The organism is Caulobacter sp. P1_D6, from assembly GCF_056406095.1.
In genome coordinates, this window is the sequence record NZ_JBFUAW010000004.1 from 14,579 (window position 1) to 34,625 (window position 20,047).

At 70.0% G+C, this 20,047-nt stretch carries 23 protein-coding genes; 9 read left to right on the forward strand and 14 right to left on the reverse strand.

Features of this window, described 5'->3' with window-relative positions; translation table 11 throughout:
- Positions 1-44: 44 nt before the first annotated feature.
- Both AC1DYP_RS02120 and AC1DYP_RS02125 read right to left on the reverse strand, forming a co-directional pair.
- A complete protein-coding gene (locus AC1DYP_RS02120; protein WP_477032047.1) occupies positions 45-1,421 on the reverse strand; it encodes a hypothetical protein in 1,377 nt (458 codons plus the stop codon).
- 363 nt (positions 1,422-1,784) lie between these two features.
- Entirely contained in the window at positions 1,785-2,234 is a 450-nt protein-coding gene (locus tag AC1DYP_RS02125; RefSeq protein WP_477044929.1) for a DUF2214 family protein, read from the reverse strand.
- Positions 2,235-2,353: 119 nt separating this feature from the next.
- Here AC1DYP_RS02125 and AC1DYP_RS02130 point away from each other — a divergent pair, with 119 nt between their 5' ends.
- Positions 2,354-2,824 carry a ribonuclease H family protein gene (locus AC1DYP_RS02130; protein ID WP_477044930.1) on the forward strand — a complete coding sequence of 157 codons (471 nt, stop codon included), beginning with the start codon at positions 2,354-2,356 and terminating at the stop codon, positions 2,822-2,824.
- Between the two features lie 4 nt (positions 2,825-2,828).
- Here the strand turns inward: AC1DYP_RS02130 and AC1DYP_RS02135 are convergent, their stop codons facing one another.
- The 7 genes from AC1DYP_RS02135 to AC1DYP_RS02165 form a co-directional block, all read right to left on the reverse strand.
- A complete protein-coding gene (locus AC1DYP_RS02135) occupies positions 2,829-3,209 on the reverse strand; it encodes a methylglyoxal synthase (protein ID WP_477044931.1) in 381 nt (126 codons plus the stop codon).
- Between the two features lie 87 nt (positions 3,210-3,296).
- On the reverse strand, positions 3,297-3,857 hold the full coding sequence (locus tag AC1DYP_RS02140; RefSeq protein WP_477044932.1) for a hypothetical protein: 561 nt from the start codon (positions 3,855-3,857) through the stop codon (positions 3,297-3,299).
- A complete protein-coding gene (locus tag AC1DYP_RS02145; protein ID WP_477044933.1) occupies positions 3,854-4,945 on the reverse strand; it encodes a hypothetical protein in 1,092 nt (363 codons plus the stop codon). Before AC1DYP_RS02145 ends, AC1DYP_RS02140 begins: the two co-directional genes overlap by 4 nt.
- A 113-nt stretch (positions 4,946-5,058) precedes the next feature.
- Positions 5,059-5,934, reverse strand: a complete 876-nt coding sequence (locus tag AC1DYP_RS02150; protein ID WP_477044934.1) for a hypothetical protein — start codon at positions 5,932-5,934, stop codon at positions 5,059-5,061.
- Between the two features lie 35 nt (positions 5,935-5,969).
- Complete coding sequence (locus AC1DYP_RS02155) at positions 5,970-7,571, reverse strand: peptide chain release factor 3 (RefSeq protein ID WP_477032055.1); 1,602 nt, start codon at positions 7,569-7,571, stop codon at positions 5,970-5,972.
- Positions 7,572-7,580: 9 nt separating this feature from the next.
- Positions 7,581-9,098: a DUF1570 domain-containing protein gene (locus AC1DYP_RS02160; protein WP_477044935.1), complete on the reverse strand. Its 1,518-nt coding sequence runs from the start codon at positions 9,096-9,098 to the stop codon at positions 7,581-7,583.
- Positions 9,099-9,217: 119 nt separating this feature from the next.
- The gene (locus AC1DYP_RS02165) at positions 9,218-10,762 is read right to left on the reverse strand and encodes a DUF1570 domain-containing protein (protein WP_477044936.1); all 1,545 of its coding nucleotides are present in this window, start codon (positions 10,760-10,762) and stop codon (positions 9,218-9,220) included.
- Between the two features lie 255 nt (positions 10,763-11,017).
- On the opposite strand from AC1DYP_RS02165, the gene AC1DYP_RS02170 reads away from it, so the two are divergent.
- Positions 11,018-11,161, forward strand: a complete 144-nt coding sequence (locus tag AC1DYP_RS02170; protein WP_477044937.1) for a hypothetical protein — start codon at positions 11,018-11,020, stop codon at positions 11,159-11,161.
- A 57-nt stretch (positions 11,162-11,218) separates the two neighbouring features.
- Here AC1DYP_RS02170 and AC1DYP_RS02175 read toward each other — a convergent pair whose 3' ends face one another.
- Complete coding sequence (locus AC1DYP_RS02175) at positions 11,219-11,599, reverse strand: hypothetical protein (protein ID WP_477044938.1); 381 nt, start codon at positions 11,597-11,599, stop codon at positions 11,219-11,221.
- A 177-nt stretch (positions 11,600-11,776) separates the two neighbouring features.
- Here AC1DYP_RS02175 and AC1DYP_RS02180 point away from each other — a divergent pair, with 177 nt between their 5' ends.
- Entirely contained in the window at positions 11,777-12,517 is a 741-nt protein-coding gene (locus AC1DYP_RS02180; RefSeq protein ID WP_477044939.1) for a 2OG-Fe dioxygenase family protein, read from the forward strand.
- 144 nt (positions 12,518-12,661) lie between these two features.
- On the opposite strand, the gene AC1DYP_RS02185 is transcribed toward AC1DYP_RS02180, so the two are convergent.
- Positions 12,662-13,003, reverse strand: coding sequence for a DUF1491 family protein (locus AC1DYP_RS02185; protein WP_477032062.1), 342 nt, complete (start codon positions 13,001-13,003; stop codon positions 12,662-12,664).
- 99 nt (positions 13,004-13,102) lie between these two features.
- Here AC1DYP_RS02185 and AC1DYP_RS02190 point away from each other — a divergent pair, with 99 nt between their 5' ends.
- Entirely contained in the window at positions 13,103-13,966 is an 864-nt protein-coding gene (locus AC1DYP_RS02190) for a hypothetical protein (RefSeq protein ID WP_477044940.1), read from the forward strand.
- 158 nt (positions 13,967-14,124) lie between these two features.
- Here AC1DYP_RS02190 and divJ read toward each other — a convergent pair whose 3' ends face one another.
- A complete protein-coding gene (gene divJ / locus AC1DYP_RS02195; protein WP_477044941.1) occupies positions 14,125-15,879 on the reverse strand; it encodes a cell cycle sensor histidine kinase DivJ in 1,755 nt (584 codons plus the stop codon).
- 188 nt (positions 15,880-16,067) lie between these two features.
- Here divJ and AC1DYP_RS02200 point away from each other — a divergent pair, with 188 nt between their 5' ends.
- Entirely contained in the window at positions 16,068-16,931 is an 864-nt protein-coding gene (locus AC1DYP_RS02200) for a sensor histidine kinase (RefSeq protein ID WP_477044942.1), read from the forward strand.
- Positions 16,932-16,971: 40 nt separating this feature from the next.
- Complete coding sequence (locus tag AC1DYP_RS02205; RefSeq protein ID WP_477044943.1) at positions 16,972-17,397, forward strand: SufE family protein; 426 nt, start codon at positions 16,972-16,974, stop codon at positions 17,395-17,397.
- 26 nt (positions 17,398-17,423) lie between these two features.
- Here AC1DYP_RS02205 and AC1DYP_RS02210 read toward each other — a convergent pair whose 3' ends face one another.
- Entirely contained in the window at positions 17,424-17,585 is a 162-nt protein-coding gene (locus AC1DYP_RS02210) for a hypothetical protein (protein ID WP_477032067.1), read from the reverse strand.
- A 78-nt stretch (positions 17,586-17,663) separates the two neighbouring features.
- On the opposite strand from AC1DYP_RS02210, the gene trhO reads away from it, so the two are divergent.
- A complete protein-coding gene (gene trhO / locus AC1DYP_RS02215) occupies positions 17,664-18,611 on the forward strand; it encodes an oxygen-dependent tRNA uridine(34) hydroxylase TrhO (protein ID WP_477044944.1) in 948 nt (315 codons plus the stop codon).
- Here trhO and AC1DYP_RS02220 read toward each other — a convergent pair.
- Positions 18,608-18,922: a hypothetical protein gene (locus tag AC1DYP_RS02220; RefSeq protein WP_477044945.1), complete on the reverse strand. Its 315-nt coding sequence runs from the start codon at positions 18,920-18,922 to the stop codon at positions 18,608-18,610. The genes trhO and AC1DYP_RS02220 overlap by 4 nt on opposite strands.
- Before the next feature lie 113 nt (positions 18,923-19,035).
- On the opposite strand from AC1DYP_RS02220, the gene AC1DYP_RS02225 reads away from it, so the two are divergent.
- Positions 19,036-19,368, forward strand: a complete 333-nt coding sequence (locus AC1DYP_RS02225) for a hypothetical protein (RefSeq protein WP_477044946.1) — start codon at positions 19,036-19,038, stop codon at positions 19,366-19,368.
- A 78-nt stretch (positions 19,369-19,446) separates the two neighbouring features.
- Positions 19,447-19,899 carry a PA2169 family four-helix-bundle protein gene (locus tag AC1DYP_RS02230; RefSeq protein ID WP_477032071.1) on the forward strand — a complete coding sequence of 151 codons (453 nt, stop codon included), beginning with the start codon at positions 19,447-19,449 and terminating at the stop codon, positions 19,897-19,899.
- Positions 19,900-20,047 lie beyond the last annotated feature (148 nt).

The window sequence follows — 20,047 nt, forward strand, 5'->3', positions numbered from 1 at the left end:
TCTTTGGGTCCGGCCCGTTCGAGGCCGTCCGGTTTCATTTTGGGTCAGGCGGCGTGCGCCTGCTTCACCCTTTGCAACCCTTGAGCCGCCAAGTCGGTCAGCGACCGCAGGCCCAGCTCGGCGAAGATGTCGAAGGCGCTGGCCAGGGCCATCGCGGCCCGGTCCAGGCGGCCGTCGTCGCGGCCGGTGATCTCGACCCGGGCCTCGTAGAGGCGGGCCAGGTTCATCTGGGTCACCGCCCAGGTGGCCGGGTCGCGGGCGCCCGGGGTCGCGGCCAGCTCGGCCTTGAAGGCCATTTCGGCGGCGTCCAGCACGGCCAGGTCGGCGGTCAGCTCGGCGCAGCGGGCCAGGCTGAGGGCGCGGTTGTTGGCGACCACGGCGCGCAGGGCCAGGGCCGGCTGGGTCTTGAGGATGTGCGAGGCGCGGTCGTAGCAGGTGACGGCCCGTTCGAAGCAGCGCTCCGAGGTGGTGGCCTCGCCCATGGCCTGCAGGCCGGCGCCCAGGGCGGCCTGGGCTCGGGCCCAGTCCATCGGGCTGTGGTCGGCGGTGACCGGCTCCAGCGCCGCGGCCAGGGCCTCGACCCCGTCGGCGATGTTGTTGATCTCGCCGTCCAGCTCGCCCAGTTGCACCAGGGCCGCGCCGCGCAGGGACTCAAGGCGCGACCAGGCCAGGGGTTCGAAATCGGGATCCAGGCCGGCCTCGGCCTCGCGGGCCTCGTTCAACGCCACTTCGGTGAGGGCGCGGTCCTTCAGGCGGGCGGCGCAGGCCAGCAGCAGCTCGACGCGGGCGGCGCGCTGGTCGGCCAGCAGCAGGCGCGAAGCCCCGCCCTTGACGCGGCGCGCGGCCGACAGGCCCCGCAGCGGCGCCTCGAAGGCCTCGGCGGCGGCCAGGGCGCGGTCCAGGTCGTTCTCGCCCAGGGCCACGCGGCCCTCCAGCCCGGCCAGCAGGGCCTCGGCCATGGCGCAGCGGTGGCCCGGCGCAGTCTTGGCCAGGGTCAGGGTGGCGCCGGCGGCGGCGTGCAGCCCCTCGTCGCCGAACAGGTCGGCGCCCAGCACGGCCAGGGTCGCCTGCTCGCAGCGGGCGGCGGCCAGGCTGTCCTGCTTGTGTTCGGCTTCGAAGATCTTGGCGGCGGCCTCGGCCTGGGCGGCGCCTTTACGTAGGGCCGTGGCGTCGCCCGAGCGGCGGGCCAGCTCGCGCCAGACGACGGCGGCTTCCAGCAGGCGATGGCCGCGATCCTTGGCGCCGATCCGGCCGGCGGCCACGTCGGCCGAGCGGGCCTCGTTGACCAGCAGCCGAAGGTCCAGCAGCTCCAGCAGCGACGTGTCGCCGCCCGTCAGCCCGTCGCGATGCGCCGCCGCCCGGGCGGGCGCCCCGGCGTCGACTCCAAAGAGCTTCTTCAGATCACGACCGAAATCAAACATCGCTGCGCACTCCGCACACGGACCGTCCCACGCCGGGACGTCCGGCAAGGGTTCAACGCTCGAGTAGCAAAGCCGGAGCCAACGCGTTTAACAAGCGGTTAACGGGTGTGAAGATGGCGTTAACCATAAATATTTGGAGCGTGTTTACACTTCGTTCCCGAATGCCCGCCAAACCCCTGTTTTTGCACCGATTTGGCACACTTCTTGCTTGGCGGATCTTTATGGGAAAGCACGTGCGGGCGCACTTGTTAGAACATTGTTCACTCAAGTGAAAATGACGTTAACCATAGAATTTAAGATCGCGTTTACCATCCGTTCCGGCGGAGCTCTCCGCCCTCCGCCCGGTCGGCGGTTCGCGGGCCTCTAGAGGCCGTAGCCGCGCGCCATGGCGGCGGCGAAGATCGGGATCAGGGCGAAGACCACAAGCTCCCAGCCGAGCGCCCGCCGAACCTTGGCGATGTCGACGTCGGAGGGGGCGAAGGCAGGATCGGCCTTGGCCTGCTTGCCCCACCGCAGGATGATGATCGTCGGCAGGATCGACAGCAGCCCGACCACCGCGAAGGCGGCGATCTTGGCCCAGAACAGCGGGTTCTCGAGATAGAAGGCCGCGCCCTTGGCGCCCCAGTAGACGCGGCAGAAGCCCACCACCAGGATCAGCCCCGCCGTCGCGCCGTAGGCGGCGTCCATCTTCGCCAGGATCCTGAGGGACGAGCCGCTCAGGCCGGGCCTGACCAGCACCCGCTCTACACACAGAAGCCCCGCCAGCGAGAGGATCAGCAGGTGGTGCAGGACGGCGAGAATGAGATCAGCCATGCCAGGCTCCGACTCGGTGGGCGGGACGCGAGCATGACTCGGAGAACGGCGTTCGTCACGGCGCCGCTGCCGGCCGCCTCCTCTGGCCAGCTTTCGCCCTCGCCTCTAAACAGAGCGACATGACCAGCTCCATCGACCTCTGGACCGCCTCGCTCTGCAAACCCGACCCCGGCTACGGCGGCTGGGCCCATGTCCGCCGCAACGCCGACGGGACCCTGGCCGGCGCGGCCGGCGGCGAGCGACGGGTGAGCGGCGCCAAGATGGTGCTGACCGGGGTGATCGAGGCCCTGACGGCGCTGGCCGACCTCCCGGCCGACACGGCCGTGACCCTGCACTTCGCCGATCCGGCCCTGGCCGCCGAGCTGGTGGCCGGCGAGGGCGCCTACGCCACGGTCGAGCCCGAAGCCTGGGCGGCCGCCCGCAAGCTGCTGGCCGCCCGCCCCGTGCTGGTCCTGTCGCCCCTCTCGGACGCCACGCCCGCCGCCGGCTTCCTGAAGGCCTGGGCCGATTTCGGCCTCGACACCGCCAAGACCCGGGGCACGTTCAAGGCCGCGATCCCCAGGCCGAACCTGCTGAAGTTCCCGGGCTAGCGGACTAACGCGCCGCTACGATCAGGTCCGCCGTCGCCGGATTGCAGGCGAAGGGGATGTCGGCCAGGGTCGCCATGCGGATCAGCGCCTTGACGTCGACGTCGTGCGGCTGGGGCGACAGCGGGTCGACGAAGAACACCAGCATGTCCAGCAGCCCCTCGGCCAGCAGCGCGCCCAGTTGCTGGTCGCCGCCCAGCGGGCCGCTCTTCAGTCGGGTCAGGGCCAGGTCCGGCAGGGCCTGCAGGATGCGTCCGCCCGTGGTGCCGGTGGCGTACAGCTTGTGCTGGGACAGGAACGCCCGGTGCGCCACCGCCCAATCGACCAGGGCCGCCTTCTTGTCGTCGTGGGCGACCAGGCCGATGGCGAGCGGCGCGTTGGCGGGCATGGGGATTCTCCAGGTTCCGGCTTCCTTCCTAGCCGTATCCCGGGGAAGTGGAAAAGCCGCGCTTGGAGAAACAGCGAACGCCGGTCGTCAGGAGAAGCGGATCTTTGTCGGGGCCGAGAACTCCGGCGTCCCCTTCTCGATCAGCACCTGGTCGTGCAGCGACAGCTTGGCGTTGGCGGCGAACACCCCGGCCGTGGCGCAGACGACCTTGCCGCCGCGCACCTCCAGCCGCACCCCCTTCACCTTCAGGGCCAGCTCCATCTCGAAGTCGAGGTCGGCGATCTTGACCGCGCCGTAGCGCAGCTCGATGCGCGGCTTGTGGGTGGAGACGATCTTGTGGTCGTCGAGATCCTGGAAGAAGGCGTCGTCGGGACGGGCCTTGGACTCCTCGACGCATTTCTTGAAGCGCTCCAGCTTCATCCAGCCGTCGAACAGCACCTTCTCGACCGACAGGTCCATCAGCTTGTCGACCTCGCGACGGCAGCCGCCCTCGACGTCGTCCCAGCAGGCGCTGGGAAACTTCTGGGCGGCCTGGGAGATCGCCTCGGTCAGGGGCGGGGCGTCCTTGCAGGCCTCCAGCGGATCGCCGCCGTCGGCGGCGAACAGGGCGCGCCAGGTGGTCGGCGCGCTTGCTGCGGCTTCGGTCATGGCGCGGTCTCCAGCGTGGGATAGTCCAGCTTCACCTCGCCGCCGTCGACGGCGGCCTCGAACCGCAGCGACACCGCCATGCCGGCCCGGGGCGGACCGTCGGGCGTCAGGACGACGACGCCGGGATCGGCGACCAGGGCGATCTCGGGACAGGGCGCGGCCGCGACCTTGGCGGGACGCGACGACGACGGACGGGCCCGGCTCAGCAGCTTGGCGACGCCGAAGCCGCCGCCCGCGGCCGCGACCAGGGCGATCAGCCAGAACCAGATCGGCGTCTCCGGGGACTTGGGCGCAGGCGGCGCTTGCGGCGGGGGCGGCGGGGCGACCACCACGGGAGGCGGCGCCGGCGGCGGCTCGACGATCGCGACCGGCGGAAGCGCGGGCTCGACGACGGGCTCGGGCTCGACCGTCTTCGGCGTCAGCACCGGCGGGGTCTGGATCGGCGGCTCCGACACGACGGGCGGCGGCGGTTGAACCGGCGGAGGCTGGACGACGGGTGGAGGCGGCTCGACCACCGGCGGGTTCTGCAGCACCAGCGGCGGCTGGCCCCGCAGTCCGGCCGTACGCCAGGCATCGGCCACACAGCGCCGCCAACGCTCGGGAACGCTGGCGTAGCTGGCGCAGGCGGCCTGAATCCCGGGGATCACGGCCAGCGGATCGGCCGGTGGTTTGGGCGTGACCGGAGGCGTCCTCGGACGGTTTTGCCAGGCTTCGATCAGCTTGGTGAGGTCGACCGGCTCACGGGTCGGCGGGGTCGTCGTGGGCGGGGTCGGCGTCGTCGACGTCGCGCCGGCCGGCGCGGTCGTGGACGGCGTCGCGGCGGCGGGCGCCGTGGTCGGGAACAGGCGCTGGCAATAGGCCGCCGCGTTCGTCCGGCCGACATAGGACCGCAGGCATTCGGCATAGGTCCTGGGCGCGGCGGCGGCCGGCGTCGCGGCGGGCGCGGCGGTGGGAACGGCCGTGGTCGTCACCGGGCGCTGTTGGAACGCGGCGACGGGCGTGGCGATCGACAGCAACAACGCCGCGACGAAGCCGCCGCCCCAGCGCCCGGCCTGGCCGCCTCCAACCCTGCCCAGATCCCGTGTCACTCCAGACGCCCCTTCAAATGGCGAGGAAGAGCGCGGAAGGGTCCGCCCGCGACAATGCGCGGTCAAGTAGAATTGAAGCTATACAGCAACCCATGGAAAGGGGTGCGAAGGCCCTATTGGCCCCAGTTGACGTTGAACGTCACATGCCGAACCAGCTTCAGGCTCGGCATGAAGGCGATAGCCGCCTTGACCGTCTTCCTGGGCATCGGCGGATTGGTGGGAACCGCCCGGCACTTCCGCAGGCGTCCGTCTGGCCGCCACCGGCATATCAGGTTCACATAGATTTCCGGCGTCCCGGCGATGCTGGGGCCCGGGCCGATCGGCACGAGCTCAAGACCCATGCCCGGCGCCTTCACCTCGGCGGTCCAGCGCCGGTTCGGCGTCATGGGATGCGGCAAGGCGAACCGGATCTCCACTTCGGCCGGCGCGTCGGAGATCAGGTGGAAGTCGCGTTCGGCGAGACCGACCGCCGCCGCGCCGTACCCCTGGCCGGATGGGGATTCGGCGACGGCCACGCAGTCGTGCAGCGGATCCGGCTTCGTCAGCGGCACGGGGCACCTGACGGTCGCCATGCCGATCGGTTCGGAACCCGCCGGCCGCGCGCCTTCGATCACCGCCCGATCCGGGCCACGAACCGGGCCGGGGTCGAGCTCGCCGCCGTCGGGGTGGCGGTACACATAGAGGAGATAGGACGGCTTGCCCGCGAACTCGGCCCGCCTGGTGGGCGGAATGCGCGTCAGCCGGGCCACTTTCAAGACGGCTTGGCCGAAGCCCTGATCGGCGAGGCCCTCTCCGACCACGATGCAGTCGAGCAGAACGCCCTTGTCGTCGGGCGTGCACCGCACCCGCGCCCAGCTGGACACGTGCGCCCGCCACGCCTCGATAGGATAGTAGCGGCTGACGTCGTCGTGGTTCACCCGTACGGGCGCATCGGCCGGGATGGCCTCTTGCGCCAAGGCAGGACCCGCGCCGAGCAAGGTGGCCGCCAAGAGAACGCCAACCCCGCCCCGACGCATGGTGAGCCCTATCCCCGTTCCTTCGTCCGCTCGAACCGTACCTTGGGGAAGCGCTCGGCGACATAGCCGATTTCCCAGCTCGACTTGCCCAGGAACACCGGCTGTTCGTCGATGTCGTGGGCCATGGCCGTGCGGTGCTTGTTGACGAAATCCTCAACGTCGGCGCGATCGCCGCCCAGCCAGCGGGCCTCGGCGTAAGGCGCGGCCTCGAAGATGCAGTCCAGGGCGTATTCGTTGGCCAGGCGGTCGGCCATGACCTCGAACTGCAGCTGGCCCACGGCGCCGACGATGAAGTCCGAGCTGCCGATCATCGGGCGGAACAGCTGGGTCACGCCCTCCTCGGCCAAGCCTTCCAGCGCCTTCTTCAGGTGCTTGGCCTTCAGCGGATCCTTCACGCGCACGCGGCGCAGGATTTCCGGGGCGAAGTTGGGCAGGCCGGCGAAGCGCAGGGTCCCGGTCTCGGACAGGCTGTCGCCCACCCGCAGCACGCCGTGGTTGGGGATGCCGATCACATCGCCGGCGAAGGCGTCCTCGGCCAGCTCGCGGTCGCTGGCGAAGAACATGATCGGCGCGTTGACGCTCATGGCCTTGCCGGTGTTCTGGGCCTTCAGCTTCATGCCGCGCGTGAAGCGGCCGCTGGTCAGGCGCAGGAAGGCGATCCGGTCGCGGTGATTGGGGTCCATGTTCGCCTGGACCTTGAACACGAAGCCCGAGACCTCGCTGTCGCCGGGGGCGATGTGGGTGTCGACCCCGCCCTTGCTGACCTTGGCCGGATGCGGCGGGGGCGCATAGGCGCCGATGCCGGCCAGCAGCTCGTTGACGCCGAAGTGGCGCAGGGCCGAGCCGAAGAACACCGGCGTCATGTGGCCTTCCAGGAACGACTGCACGTCGAACGGCTTGGCGGCCTCGGAGACCAGCATGGCCCCCTCCTCCACTTCCGACAGCTCCTCGGGATCGAGGTACTGGACGATGGCGTTCGACTTCAGCGACACGGCGGGCGGATGGCCCTCCTCGTCGGTCGAGCTCTTCTTGGCGTAGGGGATGAAGGTCTGTGCGCGCAGGTCCAGCATGCCCTTGAACCGTCCGCCCGAACCGGCCGGCCAGAACAGCGGCGCGGGGTCCAGGGCCAGCTTGGACGACACCTCGTCGAGCAGCTCGAACGGGTCCTGGGCCTCGCGGTCCATCTTGTTGATGAAGGTGATGATCGGGATGTCGCGCAGGCGGCACACCTCGAACAGCTTCAGGGTCTGGGGCTCGATGCCCTTGGCGGCGTCCAGCACCATGATCGCCGCGTCGGCGGCCGTCAGGGTGCGGTAGGTGTCTTCCGAGAAGTCCTCGTGGCCCGGGGTGTCCAGCAGGTTGAACATCAGGCCGTCGTGGTCGAACGTCATGACGCTGGCCGACACCGAGATCCCGCGCTCGCGCTCGATCTTCATCCAGTCGGACTGGGTGCGGCGCGCCTGGCCGCGGGCCCGCACGGCGCCGGCCGCGCGGATGGCGCCGCCGGCCAGCAGCAGGTTCTCGGTCAGGGTGGTCTTGCCGGCGTCGGGGTGGCTGATGATCGCGAAGGTGCGCCGACGGGCGGCCTCGAGGGCGAGGGAGGTGCTCATCCCCGGGGGTTAGCTCCCCGAGGCGTCCTTGTCACCCTCTCCCGACGCCGAGGCCTCGCCTTCTTCCGGCGCGGCGGCCTTGGCCGCAGCGACATCCTTGGCCTCGATGCTCTTGAGCATGGCCTGGGCCGCCGCGACCTCGGGGCCGCCGTGCGGATTGGTGACCAGGGGCGCCAGGATCGTGCGCGCCATCTCCAGATCGTTGACCTGGATCAGGGTCCGAGCCGCGTCGAGCCGCAGGTGGCCGATCTGCGGGGCCAGCACCACCGCCCGCACGCGAATGTCGGCCAGGCTCTCGGTCACGGGCTCCATGCCCCGGGCGTCGGCATAGCCGTGCAGGGTCTGGGGGTTGTCCGGATTGACCTTGAAGGCGCGGGCGAACAGCTTGCCGGCCTGGGCCAGGTTGGCGGCCCGCTGGCCGGGATCGCCCCGAGAGGCGGACAACTTGCTCTCGCCCAGCGCCACCAGCGCCTCTTCGTCCTTAGGATCGGCGGCCAGCAGGTCGTTCAGGATCGCTTCGCCGGCGGCGCGATCGCCGTAGACCGTCTCGGCCCTGGCCAGGACTAGCCGGCTGAACCGGTCCTTGGGCTGCTTGGCGGCGGCTTCGCGGATTTGCGCCAGCATCTCGGGTCGTTCCGCCTTGGGCACGCCGACCTTGAGGCGCTGTCCCTCCAGGATCAGGTCGTCGGCGCCCGGCGACAGATGCGTCACCGTCACCGGGGCGTCGAGCGGACCGGTGCGCGAAAGGCCGACGGCCGGAATGGGGCGGTGCATGTAGTTGGAAAGCTTGCGGGTCAGGCCCGCAGGGTCGTCGCCATAGACGTCCTTCCAGGACTGCACCGGATCACGCCCGTCGCGGACGGCGTCCAGATAGGTCGACAGCAGCTTGCGGCGCGCCGGATCGGACAGGATGTAGTGGGTCAGGAGCCAGGCCTGGGCGTAGTAGGCGTAGTGCTCGCGCGGGGTCTTCAACTCGCTGGTCCGCTTGGCCAGCACGTCCTGGATCGGGATCCACGAGCCCGGCTGCATCAGGGTTCGAGCCCGTCCCTGGTTGAACCCGCCCACCACCAGCTGCGTCCTGGCCAGGTCGGCGGTCATGTAATATTCGGCGTAGCCCTCGACCAGCCAGCTGGGATAGGCGCTGGGATAGTACTGCATCATGAAGTGGTGCACGTACTCGTGCAGCACCGTGTCGTCGCCCTTGTTGAGATCGACGGCGCCGGTGCTGCTATTGCGGATCGCCACGACAAAGACTTCGGGGAACCCGGAAAAATAGGCCCCGGCCAGGCCCGCCTTGGCTTGCGGCCGAACCCGTTGGAGCTGCTTGAGGTCCGAGACCAGATAGACCGGCAGCTTGCGAGGCGTGACCTCGTCCTCGGGCCGGCCGTGCATGCGGCGCAGCAGGGAGTCGAAGTCCTCCAGCATAGTGGCGTATTCGCGGACCGACTTCTCGCTGCGGCCGTAGACCACGAAGTGTTCGCTTTCGGCCCGCAGCCATTCGGCCCTGACCGGAGAACCAACCGCCAACACAGCGGCCGCCAACAGCCCCGGCAAGAGCCGGCTTGGAAATCCACGCACGCGACGCCACTCCCCCTAACGTTGCACCGAAGCTAGACGGGTATCGCCACCATGCGCAAGACCGACGATCAGTTGGCCGGCGCGGCCTTGTCGTCCTCGGCGGCGGGCTCCGCGCCAGTCCCGACCGGGCGGCGGCGGGCCACCGCCTGCTCGAACCGCGCGCGGGCCTGCTGGCGTTCGGGACCGCCGTGCGGATTGTTGAACACCGGCTCCAGCAGCGCGGCGGCCTCGTCGAAGCGGTCGCGGCGCATCAGGGCGTCGGCGGCCGCCAGCCGGAAGGCCGCCACCTGCGGCGCCAGTTGCTGCGCCTTCAGCAGGACGTTGACGGCGTTGTCGTTGGGATAGCCCGCCTCGCCGCGCCGGCTGATCCCATAGTCGTAGAGCAGCAGGGGAACGTTCGGATCGACCGCGAAGCCCTTGCCGAACCAGTTGCGCGCTTCGTTCAGCAGGGCTGCGGCCTGCGGCCGGTCGGCGCGGGCCTGCAGCATGAACGACCAGCCCAGCATCTGGATCGCCTCGACGTCGCGGGGGTCGGCCTCGATCCGGCGCTTGAGGATGGCCTGGGCCTTGGGCCGATCGCCGAAGTCGTTCTCGGCCCGCGCCAGGGTCAGATCGGCCAGGCGGTCGTCGGGATAGCGGGCGGCGCGCTCGCGCACCATCGCCAGCACGGCCGGCCGGTCGGCGGACGGCACGCCCATCTTCAGGCGCTGGTTCTCCAGCAGCAGGTCGTCGGCCGAGGGCGGCAGCCGCACGACGGCGGCCGGCGTGGCGCTGGGCGTGGGCCGAGGCATCCGCAGTCCCGGCAGCTTGGTCATGTAGCGCTTGAGCGTGCGGTCCAGGTCGGCCAGGGGCATGCCGGCCGCCGTGACCATCTCGCCGACCGGGTCGCCGCCGGCCGCCACCGCCCCGGCATAGGCCGTCAGGCGCTTCAGTCGCTCGGGATCCGACATCATGTAGTGGGTCAGTATCCAGGACTGGGCGTAGAACGCATCGACGTCCCGGTCGCGGCCCTCCAGGGCTCGGCGGCCCAGGATCTGATCATAGGGGTCCCAGACGCGGCCGCGCAGCCAGGCGATCCTCTCGTTGGTCACGCCCAGTTCGACGGCGTCGGGCTTGAACCGCACCGTCTTGAAATATTCCGCGTAGCCCTCGACCAGCCAAGCCGGATAGGCGGCCGGCGCGTGCTGGCTCATGAAATGGTGGGTGTATTCGTGGAACAGGGTGCCGCGCCCGCGATCCTCGCCGCCCTCGATGCTCATGACCGCGAAGGTGTCGCCGATCGAAGCCGAGTAGAAGCCGCCGATCGCCTGGTCGAGGTCGGGCTTCACCCGCCGCAGGTCGGACCGGCGAGGCACCAGGTATATCGGCAGAGGCCGCCCGTCGGACCGCTCCATCGCCCCGTGCAGCGTTCGCAGCAGGCCGTCGAAATCCTCGAGATCGCGCGCGAAGCCCCGCAGCGTGTTCTCGCCGACGTCGCCGTACAGGACAAAGCCCGGCGTCTCGCTGCGCACCCAGTCGCCGCCCGCGCGGGCGGCGGCGACCCCGGGGCCGATCAGCGGCGCGACGGCGGCGGACAGGGCGAACGTCCTGCGGGACATCAAGCGCTGCGACATGCGGATTCTCCAGGCGGCGTTGGTCGTTGTGGCATGTCGGCACGCCATCGAACAACCCTACGGTGCAGATTGAATACGCCTGAAACGTGACGATCGGCGCCGTCGCGACGCGCCGCGGGCGCTGCGACAACCCGCCCCGTACCCAGCCTACGAAAACCAGGGAACGACCCTAGTCATTGCAGGGTTTTAGAGTCATGCTGACGTTACTGCGGACCTGCCCACGTCAGAGGGGCGGCCGCGAAAGAGGAAACGACAATGGCTATGGTTCACGAGCCGCGTCACCGGCGCGGAGTCTGCACCCCTCAAGGCAACGCCCTTTGCCTGGGCACCGCGTTCGCGGGCCTGGTGATCCTGGCGATGGTCCTGAGCTGGCTGTTCAGCCTGATCGGTTTTCTGTAGGCGATCAGGACTTTCGGGACCACGAACGGGTCCCAAGGGCGCTTCAAGCCCCGGCGGTCAGGCCGCCAGACGCCGCCACACCTGGCGGTCCGCTTCAACGTTGCTGAGCGCGCCGGCCTTCTGGCGCTCGAACAGCGATCCCATGATCTCCAGACCCAGCTGCGCGTAGCGCACCTGCACCTGGTCGACCAGGCAGCCGCGCGACGGCGCGATGAACAGCGCCGCGTTGATGTCGGGGGCCTTGGCGATGATCAGGGCGGCCAGGCGCAGGGCCTTCTCCGGATCCTTGTGATGCAGCAGCGGCTCGGCGGCGTAGAGCTCCTGGCCCAGCTTGGCGACATAGTTCAGCGACACCTGCGCGAAACGATCGCTGGTGATCGGCGGGGTCAGTTCCGCCGAGTCGATGCTGAGAATGACGTCGTTGAGCAGGAAGAGCATCGGAACCCTGGTGAGGCCTGGCGGCGGCGGACGGGGAGGTCGGGGAGACGTGTGGCACCCTGCCGCATCGAGCTTTCGGTCCGGTTTAGGATCAGGGTTAACGGCGTGGGAAATGAGACGCCCGGATAAATGCGGGGACACGGAACAAGGCTTGGCGCGAGGGCCGCGGCGCCCCATGTGGAGGCCTCGTTCCGCCGGAGGCAGCGCTTGATCCCGCCCCACATCATCGCTGCCTTGCATGAGACCGGCTTCTGCCGCGTCCCGCCGGTCGAAACCGACGCCCTGCTCGGCTCCGAAGCCGTGGCCGGGTGGGACGCCTTCGCCGACAGCTGGAACGACCTGGGCCTGGACCGCTTCATGGCCGACGGCGGCCGATATCGCCGGCGGCGGTTCGCGGCCTTTTCGGCGTCACCCGGCGGCGTCGTGCGCAAGCCGCACCAGCCGCACTATCAAAGCCGCGACTACAACGGCCTGAACGGCGGGGTGCAGCGCTGGTTCGAGCCCGTCCAGGACGCTATCGCCGACCACCCGGTGACCCGGGGCGTGCTGGCCGCCGGCCTCGCGCTGTTCCATCCCCTGACGATCGATCCGCCCGCGCGCTGGCACGTGGAGCTGCACCAATTCCGCATTGAGGCCGGCGAAGGCGAGGCGGGCCTACCCACGCCCGAGGGCGCGCACCGCGACGGCGTGGACTGGGTGATCGTCATGCTGGTGGAGCGCCACAACGTGGCCAGCGGCGTCACCGACATCTTCGCCAACGACGGCGCCCGCCTGGGGGCCTTCACCCTGGAACAGCCGCGCGACACGGTGTTCCTCGACGACCACCGCGTGCTGCACGGGGTGACGGCGATCCATCCTTTGGAGCCGGGCCGGCCCGCGCGGCGCGACGTGCTGGTGGCGACCTTCCGGCGGGAATAGGCGCCACAACGGCTGTCATCCCGGACGAGCGCGCAGCGCGAAGATCCGGGACCGACGCGTGAACTCCGCGCTTCCGGCGGTCCCGGATCGGCGGCCCTTCGGGCCTTGTCCGGGATGACAGTCGCTTCTTGAGTTACATCATCGTCAGCCCTTGGGATCCGCCTCCACCGGCTCCGTCAGGAAGTGCCGCCCCTCGCGATCCTCGATCTCGATCACCCAGATGTCCGGATCGATCCGCGCGGCGCGTTCGGCGTAGGCGTCCAGATCCGGCTCGAAGTCCGAGCGGACCGGCTGCATCCAGAAGCGCTCGCCGTCGCCCCGTGTGGCCTCGCTGTAGAGCTTGGCGGTGTTGGCCCGACGGTCGACAGCCTTGACCAGCACGGCTCCGGCCCGCGGGTCGCCCTTGCGGGCCACCATGGCGAAGGCGCCGCCCAGTTCGGCGCGGCGGATCAGCGCACCGACCCAGATGTCCGTCGAAAGTAGCATCGCTAACCGAACCGCAACCTCGGCGCCCTAAGGCTGCCTGCTGAAACCGCTCTCGCAGAATACGAGATTATGACGTCAAGAAAGACCCTTGGGGGTCGGATGGCGCGGTGGCTAGGGATTTTCGTCACGACCGCCGGGCTCGGCGCGTCGAGTCAGGCCCATGCCGCCACGGCCGCCGACCAGCTCTACGAACGCACGCTGATGACCTCGGCCGACGCGCGCTGCCGGCTGTTCAAGCCCGCCGTGGGCTCGGCCCTGGACGCCGCCCGCGCCCAGGCGCGCGGCGCGACCCTGCGTTCGGGCGCCAGCGAGGTCCAGGTCCAGGCGGTCGAACAGCGGGCCCGCGCCAAGGCCGGCGCGGCGGCGTGCGGCTCCAAGGACCTGCAGACGGCCGCCGGCCGCGTGCGCCAGGCCTTCGACGGCTATTCGACCATGCTGCGGATGAACTATCCCGGCGACCGCGCCGCGTGGCAGGCCGACCGCTCGGTCTCGGCGACCATTCCGGTCTGGCGGCTGTCGCAGCCGGCCGGCTTCGGCGGCGACCGGCTGGTGTTCGGTCTGTCGGGCCGGGCCAACGACATGCTGGCGGTGGCGACCTTCGCCGACAACGCCCAGCCCTACACCGCCCGCCTGGTGCTGCGCGACACGCTGCGCACTCAGGGCCCATATCTGAACGCCCGCAACGCCAAGGGCCTGGCCGCCAACGCCGCGCCGCGCAACGCCAGCCGGGTGTTCGGCGCCGAGACCCGCGACACCGCCCCCGTCACGCTGCTGCCGACCGGCGCCAAGACCGGCCTGTCGTTCCGCTTCCCCCACGAAGCCGCCGACGCCATGAGCCGCCTGGACCCGCGCGAGGCCGCGACGGTCGAGTTCGTGTTCACCAGCCGCAGCGGCGTGGACGTGGTGCGGCGGGCGTATGTGGAGGTCGGGGATTTCGCGGCTGGGCGGGCTTTCTTGCGGTAGGCGTAGGCCCCTCCCCCTGTGGGGGAGGCGATCGCGCAGCGATCGGTGGGGGGGGAGTTTTAGGGTCTTCGATCCAGACTGAGGCCGCCTGCCGATCACGCCCCCCTCCGTCGGCTTCGCCGACACCTCCCCCACGGGGGGAGGGCCCGACCGCGCTTTCAGCGCGGCGGGGCGAACTTCACGACGTTCGGGCCTAGCTCGGCCTCTTCCGGCTCGACCTCCGACAACGACAGCGGCTCCAGCAGCGGCGCTTCCATCGCCGGGCGCGAAACGCCCAGCAGCACCGGCATGCGCACCGAGACGCTGGTCCCGGCGCCCAGGCGGCTTTCGATATTCATCTCGCCGCCGTGCAGCTTGGCGAAGGCCCGCACCAGCGACAGGCCCAGGCCCGTGCCCTTGGCCCGCTGGTCGACGCCGCCGGCCTGCTCGTAGGGGCGGCCCAGGCGCTCGAGGTCCTCGGGGGAAATGCCGACGCCGCTGTCGGCGACCACCAGCTCGAACTCGCCGTCGTGGCCGTCGGCGGTGACCGTCACCTGGCCGCCGCGCGGGGTGAACTTCAGGGCGTTGGACACCAGGTTCAGCACGATCTGCTTTAGGGCCCGGCGATCGGCGTCGACCTCCAGCTCGCCCGGCGGCAGCACGCCGCGCAGCTGCACCCCGGCCGCGTCGGCCTGGACACGCAGCAGGCGCATGGCCGCCGTCACCGCCTCGCGGGCGTCGAACTCGCCGCGCTGCAGCTCGAACCGCTCGGCCTCGATCTTCGACATGTCGAGCACGTCGTTGATCAGGTCCAGCAGGTGGCGGCCGCTTTCGTGGATCAGTTCGGCGTACTCGCCGTAGCGGTCGGTCAGGGGGCCGAACATCCGGGCGCGCATGATGTCAGAGAAGCCCATGATGGCGTTCAGCGGCGTGCGCAGCTCGTGGCTCATATTGGCCAGGAAGCGGGCGCGGCCGGCGGCCAGGCCTTCGGCCTCGGCGCGGGCCTGCTGCAGGGCGGTCTCGCGGGCCTTGTCGATCGTGGCGTCGCGCATGACGCCGACCAGCAGGTCGGGCGACACCTGGCGCAGGTCCAGGCACACGGTGCGAGTCGGGTCCAGCAGCGGGGCGAAGGCGACGCTGGCCTCGCCGGCGTCGAGGGCGGCGGCCAGGGCGGCGCTGACCTTCTGGCGGTCGCCGGCCATCGCGACCGAGGCCAAGCCCTCGTTGACCAGGCTGACCGTGGCCACGCCGCGTGGGGCGGCCCCGCGCACGCTCTTGACCCGGCCGTTGGCGGCGATGACCAGCAGCAGCTGCGGCGCGCCGTCGACCAGGGTCTGAAGGGTGTTGAGCTCGCCGACGTTGCGGTTGTCCCGCTCGCCGGCCCGGCGGTGGGTGAGGATCAGGCCCGAGGCCAGGCCGACGCCGACCGTCGCCACCGACAGGAAGCCCAGGATGAAGGCCAGCGGGCCGGTGGGCGCGGGCGGGGCCAGGCCCGACAGCTGGGTCAGGGCCGCCACCGCGCCGCCGATCAGGGCCAGGCTGGCCCCCTCGGCCAGGCGTCGGGGGGAAGACAGGGTCGAGGCGGCGGCCACCGGGGCCAGGATCCAGGCGCTCATCGCGCCCGAAACGCCGCCGGTCACCACCGCCGCGCCCGCGCCGCAGGTGGCCCAGAGGACCAGGATCAGCGATTGCAGGCGCTCGTCGCGGCGGTCGCCTACGGCCAGGGCGGCCAAGGCGGGCAGCGCGCCGGCCGCCAGGGCCAGCCAGATCGGAAGGCCGACGACGCCGGGCGTGAAGGCCGCTGCGCCGGTCGCGAAGATCACGGTCGCCAGCCAGCCCAGCCGCCACAGATGCGCCGCGCCGAAGGCCGTCGTCGTGGACGAGGCCGGACCCGGCCTGGAGCCGGTCTGGAGCGGGGCGCCGTCGATGGGCAAGGCCGCGAGAATCCCTTTCGGTGAGTCTTCGTCGTCAAAGCTTAACGCGGGCCGGGGAGTCTCCCAAGGCCGCACAATCGGCGCGCGATCGTTAACGCCAGAGCTTCTTGTGGACGGAAACGGATTCGTAAGCGCCTTGGTTCATTCTGGCCCATCGAAGTTACGGACAGAAGGTCCGGGAGTCCCTGATGCCGCCACCGGCGATCACCGACGCATCGAGCCCCGCCGAGACGCCGCGCGAAAGCGCCGGCGCCGATACGGGCCTGATGTCGCAGACCACCGCCTTTCGGCGGGCGGCGGCGCGCGCGCGACGCCAGCAGGCGCTGGACGAACAGAAGCGCTCGTTCCTGCGCATGGTCAGCCACGAACTGCGCACGCCGCTGAACGCAGTGATCGGCTTTTCCGAGATCCTGTCCTGCGAGCTGTACGGCCCCCTGGGCGCGCCGCAGTACAAGGAATACGCCAGCCTGGTGCACGAAAGCGGCCTGAAGCTGCTGCGGCTGGTCAACCAGATCGTCGAGATCGCCCGCCTGGAAGGCCATGTCACCGACCTGGACCTGGGCGAGGAGAGCCTGGACGACGCCGTCGAGGACGTGATCCTGCAGCTGCGCGGCGAGGCCTCGGCCCGCGGGATCAGCATCGTCGCCCCCGAGGTCGGAACCCTGCCCTGCCTGCGGGCCGACGGCCGGGGCTTGCGCACCATCCTGACCAACCTGCTGCAGAACGCCATCACCCACTCGCCGCAGGGCGGGCTGGTGGTGATCGAGGCCCGGCAAATCGACGGCGGCTTTGTCGAGGTCGCGGTCCGGGACCATGGCGAAGGCGCCGACCCGGCCGACCTGGCCCGGCTGGTCCGCCCGTTCGAACAGGGCGGAGCCACCTTGACCCGGGTTTCCGGCGGCGCGGGCCTGGGCCTGCCGATCGTCGACCTTCTGACCCGGGCGATGGATGGAAGCCTGCGGCTGAAATCGGCGCAGGGCGAGGGCTTCACCGCCATCGTCACCCTGCCGGAAGCCACGGCGCGGACCTCGATGGCGCGCGCGCGGCCGTAAAGGTCTTCCCCTTTCGGCGCCGCCGCACTAAGTCCCGCCCATGCAACGCTCTATCGACGCCGCCCTCGACGAACTGGCCGACGAGTTCGAACTGCTCGGCGACTGGGAAGAGCGCTATCGCTACGTGATCGAGCTGGGCAAGGAGCTGGCCCCGCTCAGCGAGGCCGAGCATTCCGAGACCAACAAGGTGCGCGGCTGCGCCAGCCAGGTGTGGCTGGTGACCGAGCCGCAGGCGGACGGCACTGTCCTTTTCAGGGGCGACAGCGACGCCCACATCGTCAGCGGGCTGATCGCCATCCTGATGCGGCTCTATTCGGGCCGCCCGGCCCGAGACATCGTCGATTTCGACGCCGCCGCCGCCATGGCCCGGTTGGGCCTGTCGGAGGCGCTGTCGTCACAGCGGTCGAACGGACTGAAGGCGATGGTCGCGCGAATCCAGCGGGATGCCGGCGCGCTGGCGGGCTAACCGCCCTCCCGCGCGCCTCGCTAGGTTCAGAAGAACCCTGCGCGCGTCCCGATGAACCAAATCGCGATGATGATCAGCACCAGCTGCAACAGCCAGTTGACCGGCGACGGAATGGGGCTGCGCTGGACCGCGTAAAGAGCCAGGCCAAGCAGCACGAGGGCGACGACGATGACGATCAGAATGCTCATGCCGGTGTAAGCGCGTCCATGGGTTGAAAGTTCCACTGACGCTTGAGAAGCCGCCGACCTGCGCTTATCAGCCGCTCCATGAGCTTCCGCGTCGCCGCCCTCTATCGCTTCACGACCTTCGCCGACCCGCTGACGATCATGCGGCCGCTGTCGAAGCTGTGCTGCGGCCTGGGCGTCAAGGGCACGCTGCTGCTGGCCCGAGAGGGGATCAACGGCACGATCGCCGGCACGCCCGAGGCGATCGACCAGGTGCTGGACCACATCCGCGCCCTGCCCGGCTGCGACACGCTGGAGCTGAAGTTCGCCGACGCCGAGACGATGCCGTTCCACCGCATGAAGGTGCGGATCAAGCGCGAGATCGTCACCCTGGGAGCCGGCGACCTGGATCCGGTCAACAACGCCGGGACCTATGTCGAGCCGGCCGACTGGAACGCCCTGATCGCCCGCGACGACGTGGTGGTGATCGACACCCGCAACGCCTACGAGGCGGCGATCGGCACGTTCGAGGGCGCGATCGACCCCAAGACCGCCAGCTTCAGCGACTTCCCCGCCTGGTTCCGCGCCTTCCGCCAGACCTGGGACCCGGCCGCGCCGCCCAAGGTGGCGATGTTCTGCACCGGCGGCATCCGTTGCGAGAAGTCGACGGCGTTCCTCAAGAGCGAAGGCGTGGACGAGGTCTTCCACCTGAAGGGCGGCATCCTGAACTATCTGGAGACCACGCCGGCCGAGGCCAGCCTTTGGCACGGCGAGTGTTTCGTGTTCGACGAGCGGGTGGCGGTCGGCCATGGCCTGACGCCCGGAACCCACGCCCTGTGCCGGGGCTGCCGCATGCCGGTCAGCCCCGAGGACCGCGCCTCCGAGCACTATGTCGAGGGCGTCTCCTGCCCCGCCTGCCACGACGCCCGCGACGACGAGGCCAAGGCCCGCTACGCCGAACGCCACCGCCAGGCGACCCGCGCCAAGGAACTGGGCATCGCCCATGTGGGGGCGGTGATGGAGCCGCCGGCTCCACGCCTGGACGACTAGGAACGCCACTCCCTGTACAGCTTGAGATCAAGGTCGCCGGACAGAACCGACGCCTGAACGCCCACGAGATAGCCGCGCCGGCCCTTGAACGGATGGTCGACGACGATTTCGTACTTCCGATAGCTCGGCGATGATCGGCCGCCCAGCTGGATTCCCGCCGGTTCGATGCTGGTCACGCGCGCTCGATTCGCCTCGTAGTCACGCTTGATCCGGGGCGCGTCGGACCCGCTCCTGAAGAACGCCGGGGCCCACTTCGCCGCCAACACCCCGATGACGACCAGGGAGAGAAGCACGTTCAACAAGGCGTCCACGAGACTTTCCGACATACCTCATAGTCTAGCTGGCCGCCCGATCCGACAAGTCCGAACGGATCGTCCCCGCCGCCACCGCGTTATCGAGGCTCCCATATCTGACGGAGCCTCCCATGGCCGCCTATGACGCCTCCTACGGCACGCCCGCCGCTGCTCGCCAGGGCCTGCTGTCCAGCCTGTCCGACAAGATCTCGGGCCTGTTCAACAAGTCGCCGGAAAACACCTACGGCGCCGATCCGTACGCTCCGGCCCCGCCGGCCGACTACGCCCTGACGCCCGACGCCGAGGGCAAGGTCACCCTGGCCGGCTACAAGGTGCCGGTCGCGGTCGCCGTGATCGGGGCCGGCCTCGTGGCCGCCCTGCTGATCAACCGCCGCACCCGCGCCCCGGCCATCGCCGCGGCCACCACGGCCTGGAGCTTCTTCGGCTCCAAGCTGGCCAAGTAAGGCCACGCTTCGAACCTTTCGCCGACGCCCCGCGTTAGGCCGGTCCCCCGTTTCTGGCCCCATTCAAGGAGAGCCTCCATGGCCCATACCAACGAAGACCACATCAAGCTCGTCAACAGCCTGGTCGAGACCACCATCGACAGCGCCGACGGCTATGCCGAAGCCGCCAAGGACGCCGACGGCGCCCGCTTCAAGACCCTGTTCACCCAGCGCGCCCAGGAGCGCCGCTCGGTGGCGTCGGAGCTGCAGGACGAGGTCCGCCGCCTGGGCGGCGAGGCCAAGGACGACGGCACCATCCTGGCCGCCGCCCACCGCGCCTTCGTCAATCTGAAGGACAGCTTGACCAAGGGCGACGAAGCCGTCGTCAACGAGGTCGAGTCCGGCGAGGACTACATCAAGGCCAAGTTCGAGAAGGCCCTGCAGGACTCCGACGTCCAGCCCCAGACCCGCGCCGCGATCGAAAAGGCCTGGACCTCGGTAAAGTCGGGCCACGACCAGATGCGCGACATCAAGCACATGCTGAAGCACTAGGTCGCGGTTAGAGCGCCCAAAGATATGCTCTTCCCTCCCCTTCATGGGGAGGGGGGACCAGCGAAGCTGGTGGGTGGGGTCCGCTGAGTCAGCAAGCCCCACCCGACCTCCTTCGGAGGCCACCCTCCCCATGAAGGGGAGGGAAAGG

Coding starts and splice junctions, on each gene's coding strand:
- AC1DYP_RS02170 (WP_477044937.1), top strand. CDS start 11,018: ATGGCTATGGTTCACGAGCCGCGTCACCGGCGCGGAGTCTGCACCCCT.
- AC1DYP_RS02120 (WP_477032047.1), bottom strand. CDS start 1,421: ATGTTTGATTTCGGTCGTGATCTGAAGAAGCTCTTTGGAGTCGACGCC.
- AC1DYP_RS02130 (WP_477044930.1), top strand. CDS start 2,354: ATGACCAGCTCCATCGACCTCTGGACCGCCTCGCTCTGCAAACCCGAC.
- AC1DYP_RS02190 (WP_477044940.1), top strand. CDS start 13,103: ATGGCGCGGTGGCTAGGGATTTTCGTCACGACCGCCGGGCTCGGCGCG.
- AC1DYP_RS02205 (WP_477044943.1), top strand. CDS start 16,972: ATGCAACGCTCTATCGACGCCGCCCTCGACGAACTGGCCGACGAGTTC.
- AC1DYP_RS02175 (WP_477044938.1), bottom strand. CDS start 11,599: ATGCTCTTCCTGCTCAACGACGTCATTCTCAGCATCGACTCGGCGGAA.
- AC1DYP_RS02185 (WP_477032062.1), bottom strand. CDS start 13,003: ATGCTACTTTCGACGGACATCTGGGTCGGTGCGCTGATCCGCCGCGCC.
- AC1DYP_RS02230 (WP_477032071.1), top strand. CDS start 19,447: ATGGCCCATACCAACGAAGACCACATCAAGCTCGTCAACAGCCTGGTC.
- AC1DYP_RS02125 (WP_477044929.1), bottom strand. CDS start 2,234: ATGGCTGATCTCATTCTCGCCGTCCTGCACCACCTGCTGATCCTCTCG.
- AC1DYP_RS02210 (WP_477032067.1), bottom strand. CDS start 17,585: ATGAGCATTCTGATCGTCATCGTCGTCGCCCTCGTGCTGCTTGGCCTG.
- AC1DYP_RS02140 (WP_477044932.1), bottom strand. CDS start 3,857: ATGACCGAAGCCGCAGCAAGCGCGCCGACCACCTGGCGCGCCCTGTTC.
- AC1DYP_RS02155 (WP_477032055.1), bottom strand. CDS start 7,571: ATGAGCACCTCCCTCGCCCTCGAGGCCGCCCGTCGGCGCACCTTCGCG.
- trhO (WP_477044944.1), top strand. CDS start 17,664: ATGAGCTTCCGCGTCGCCGCCCTCTATCGCTTCACGACCTTCGCCGAC.
- AC1DYP_RS02165 (WP_477044936.1), bottom strand. CDS start 10,762: ATGTCGCAGCGCTTGATGTCCCGCAGGACGTTCGCCCTGTCCGCCGCC.
- AC1DYP_RS02135 (WP_477044931.1), bottom strand. CDS start 3,209: ATGCCCGCCAACGCGCCGCTCGCCATCGGCCTGGTCGCCCACGACGAC.
- AC1DYP_RS02225 (WP_477044946.1), top strand. CDS start 19,036: ATGGCCGCCTATGACGCCTCCTACGGCACGCCCGCCGCTGCTCGCCAG.
- AC1DYP_RS02200 (WP_477044942.1), top strand. CDS start 16,068: ATGCCGCCACCGGCGATCACCGACGCATCGAGCCCCGCCGAGACGCCG.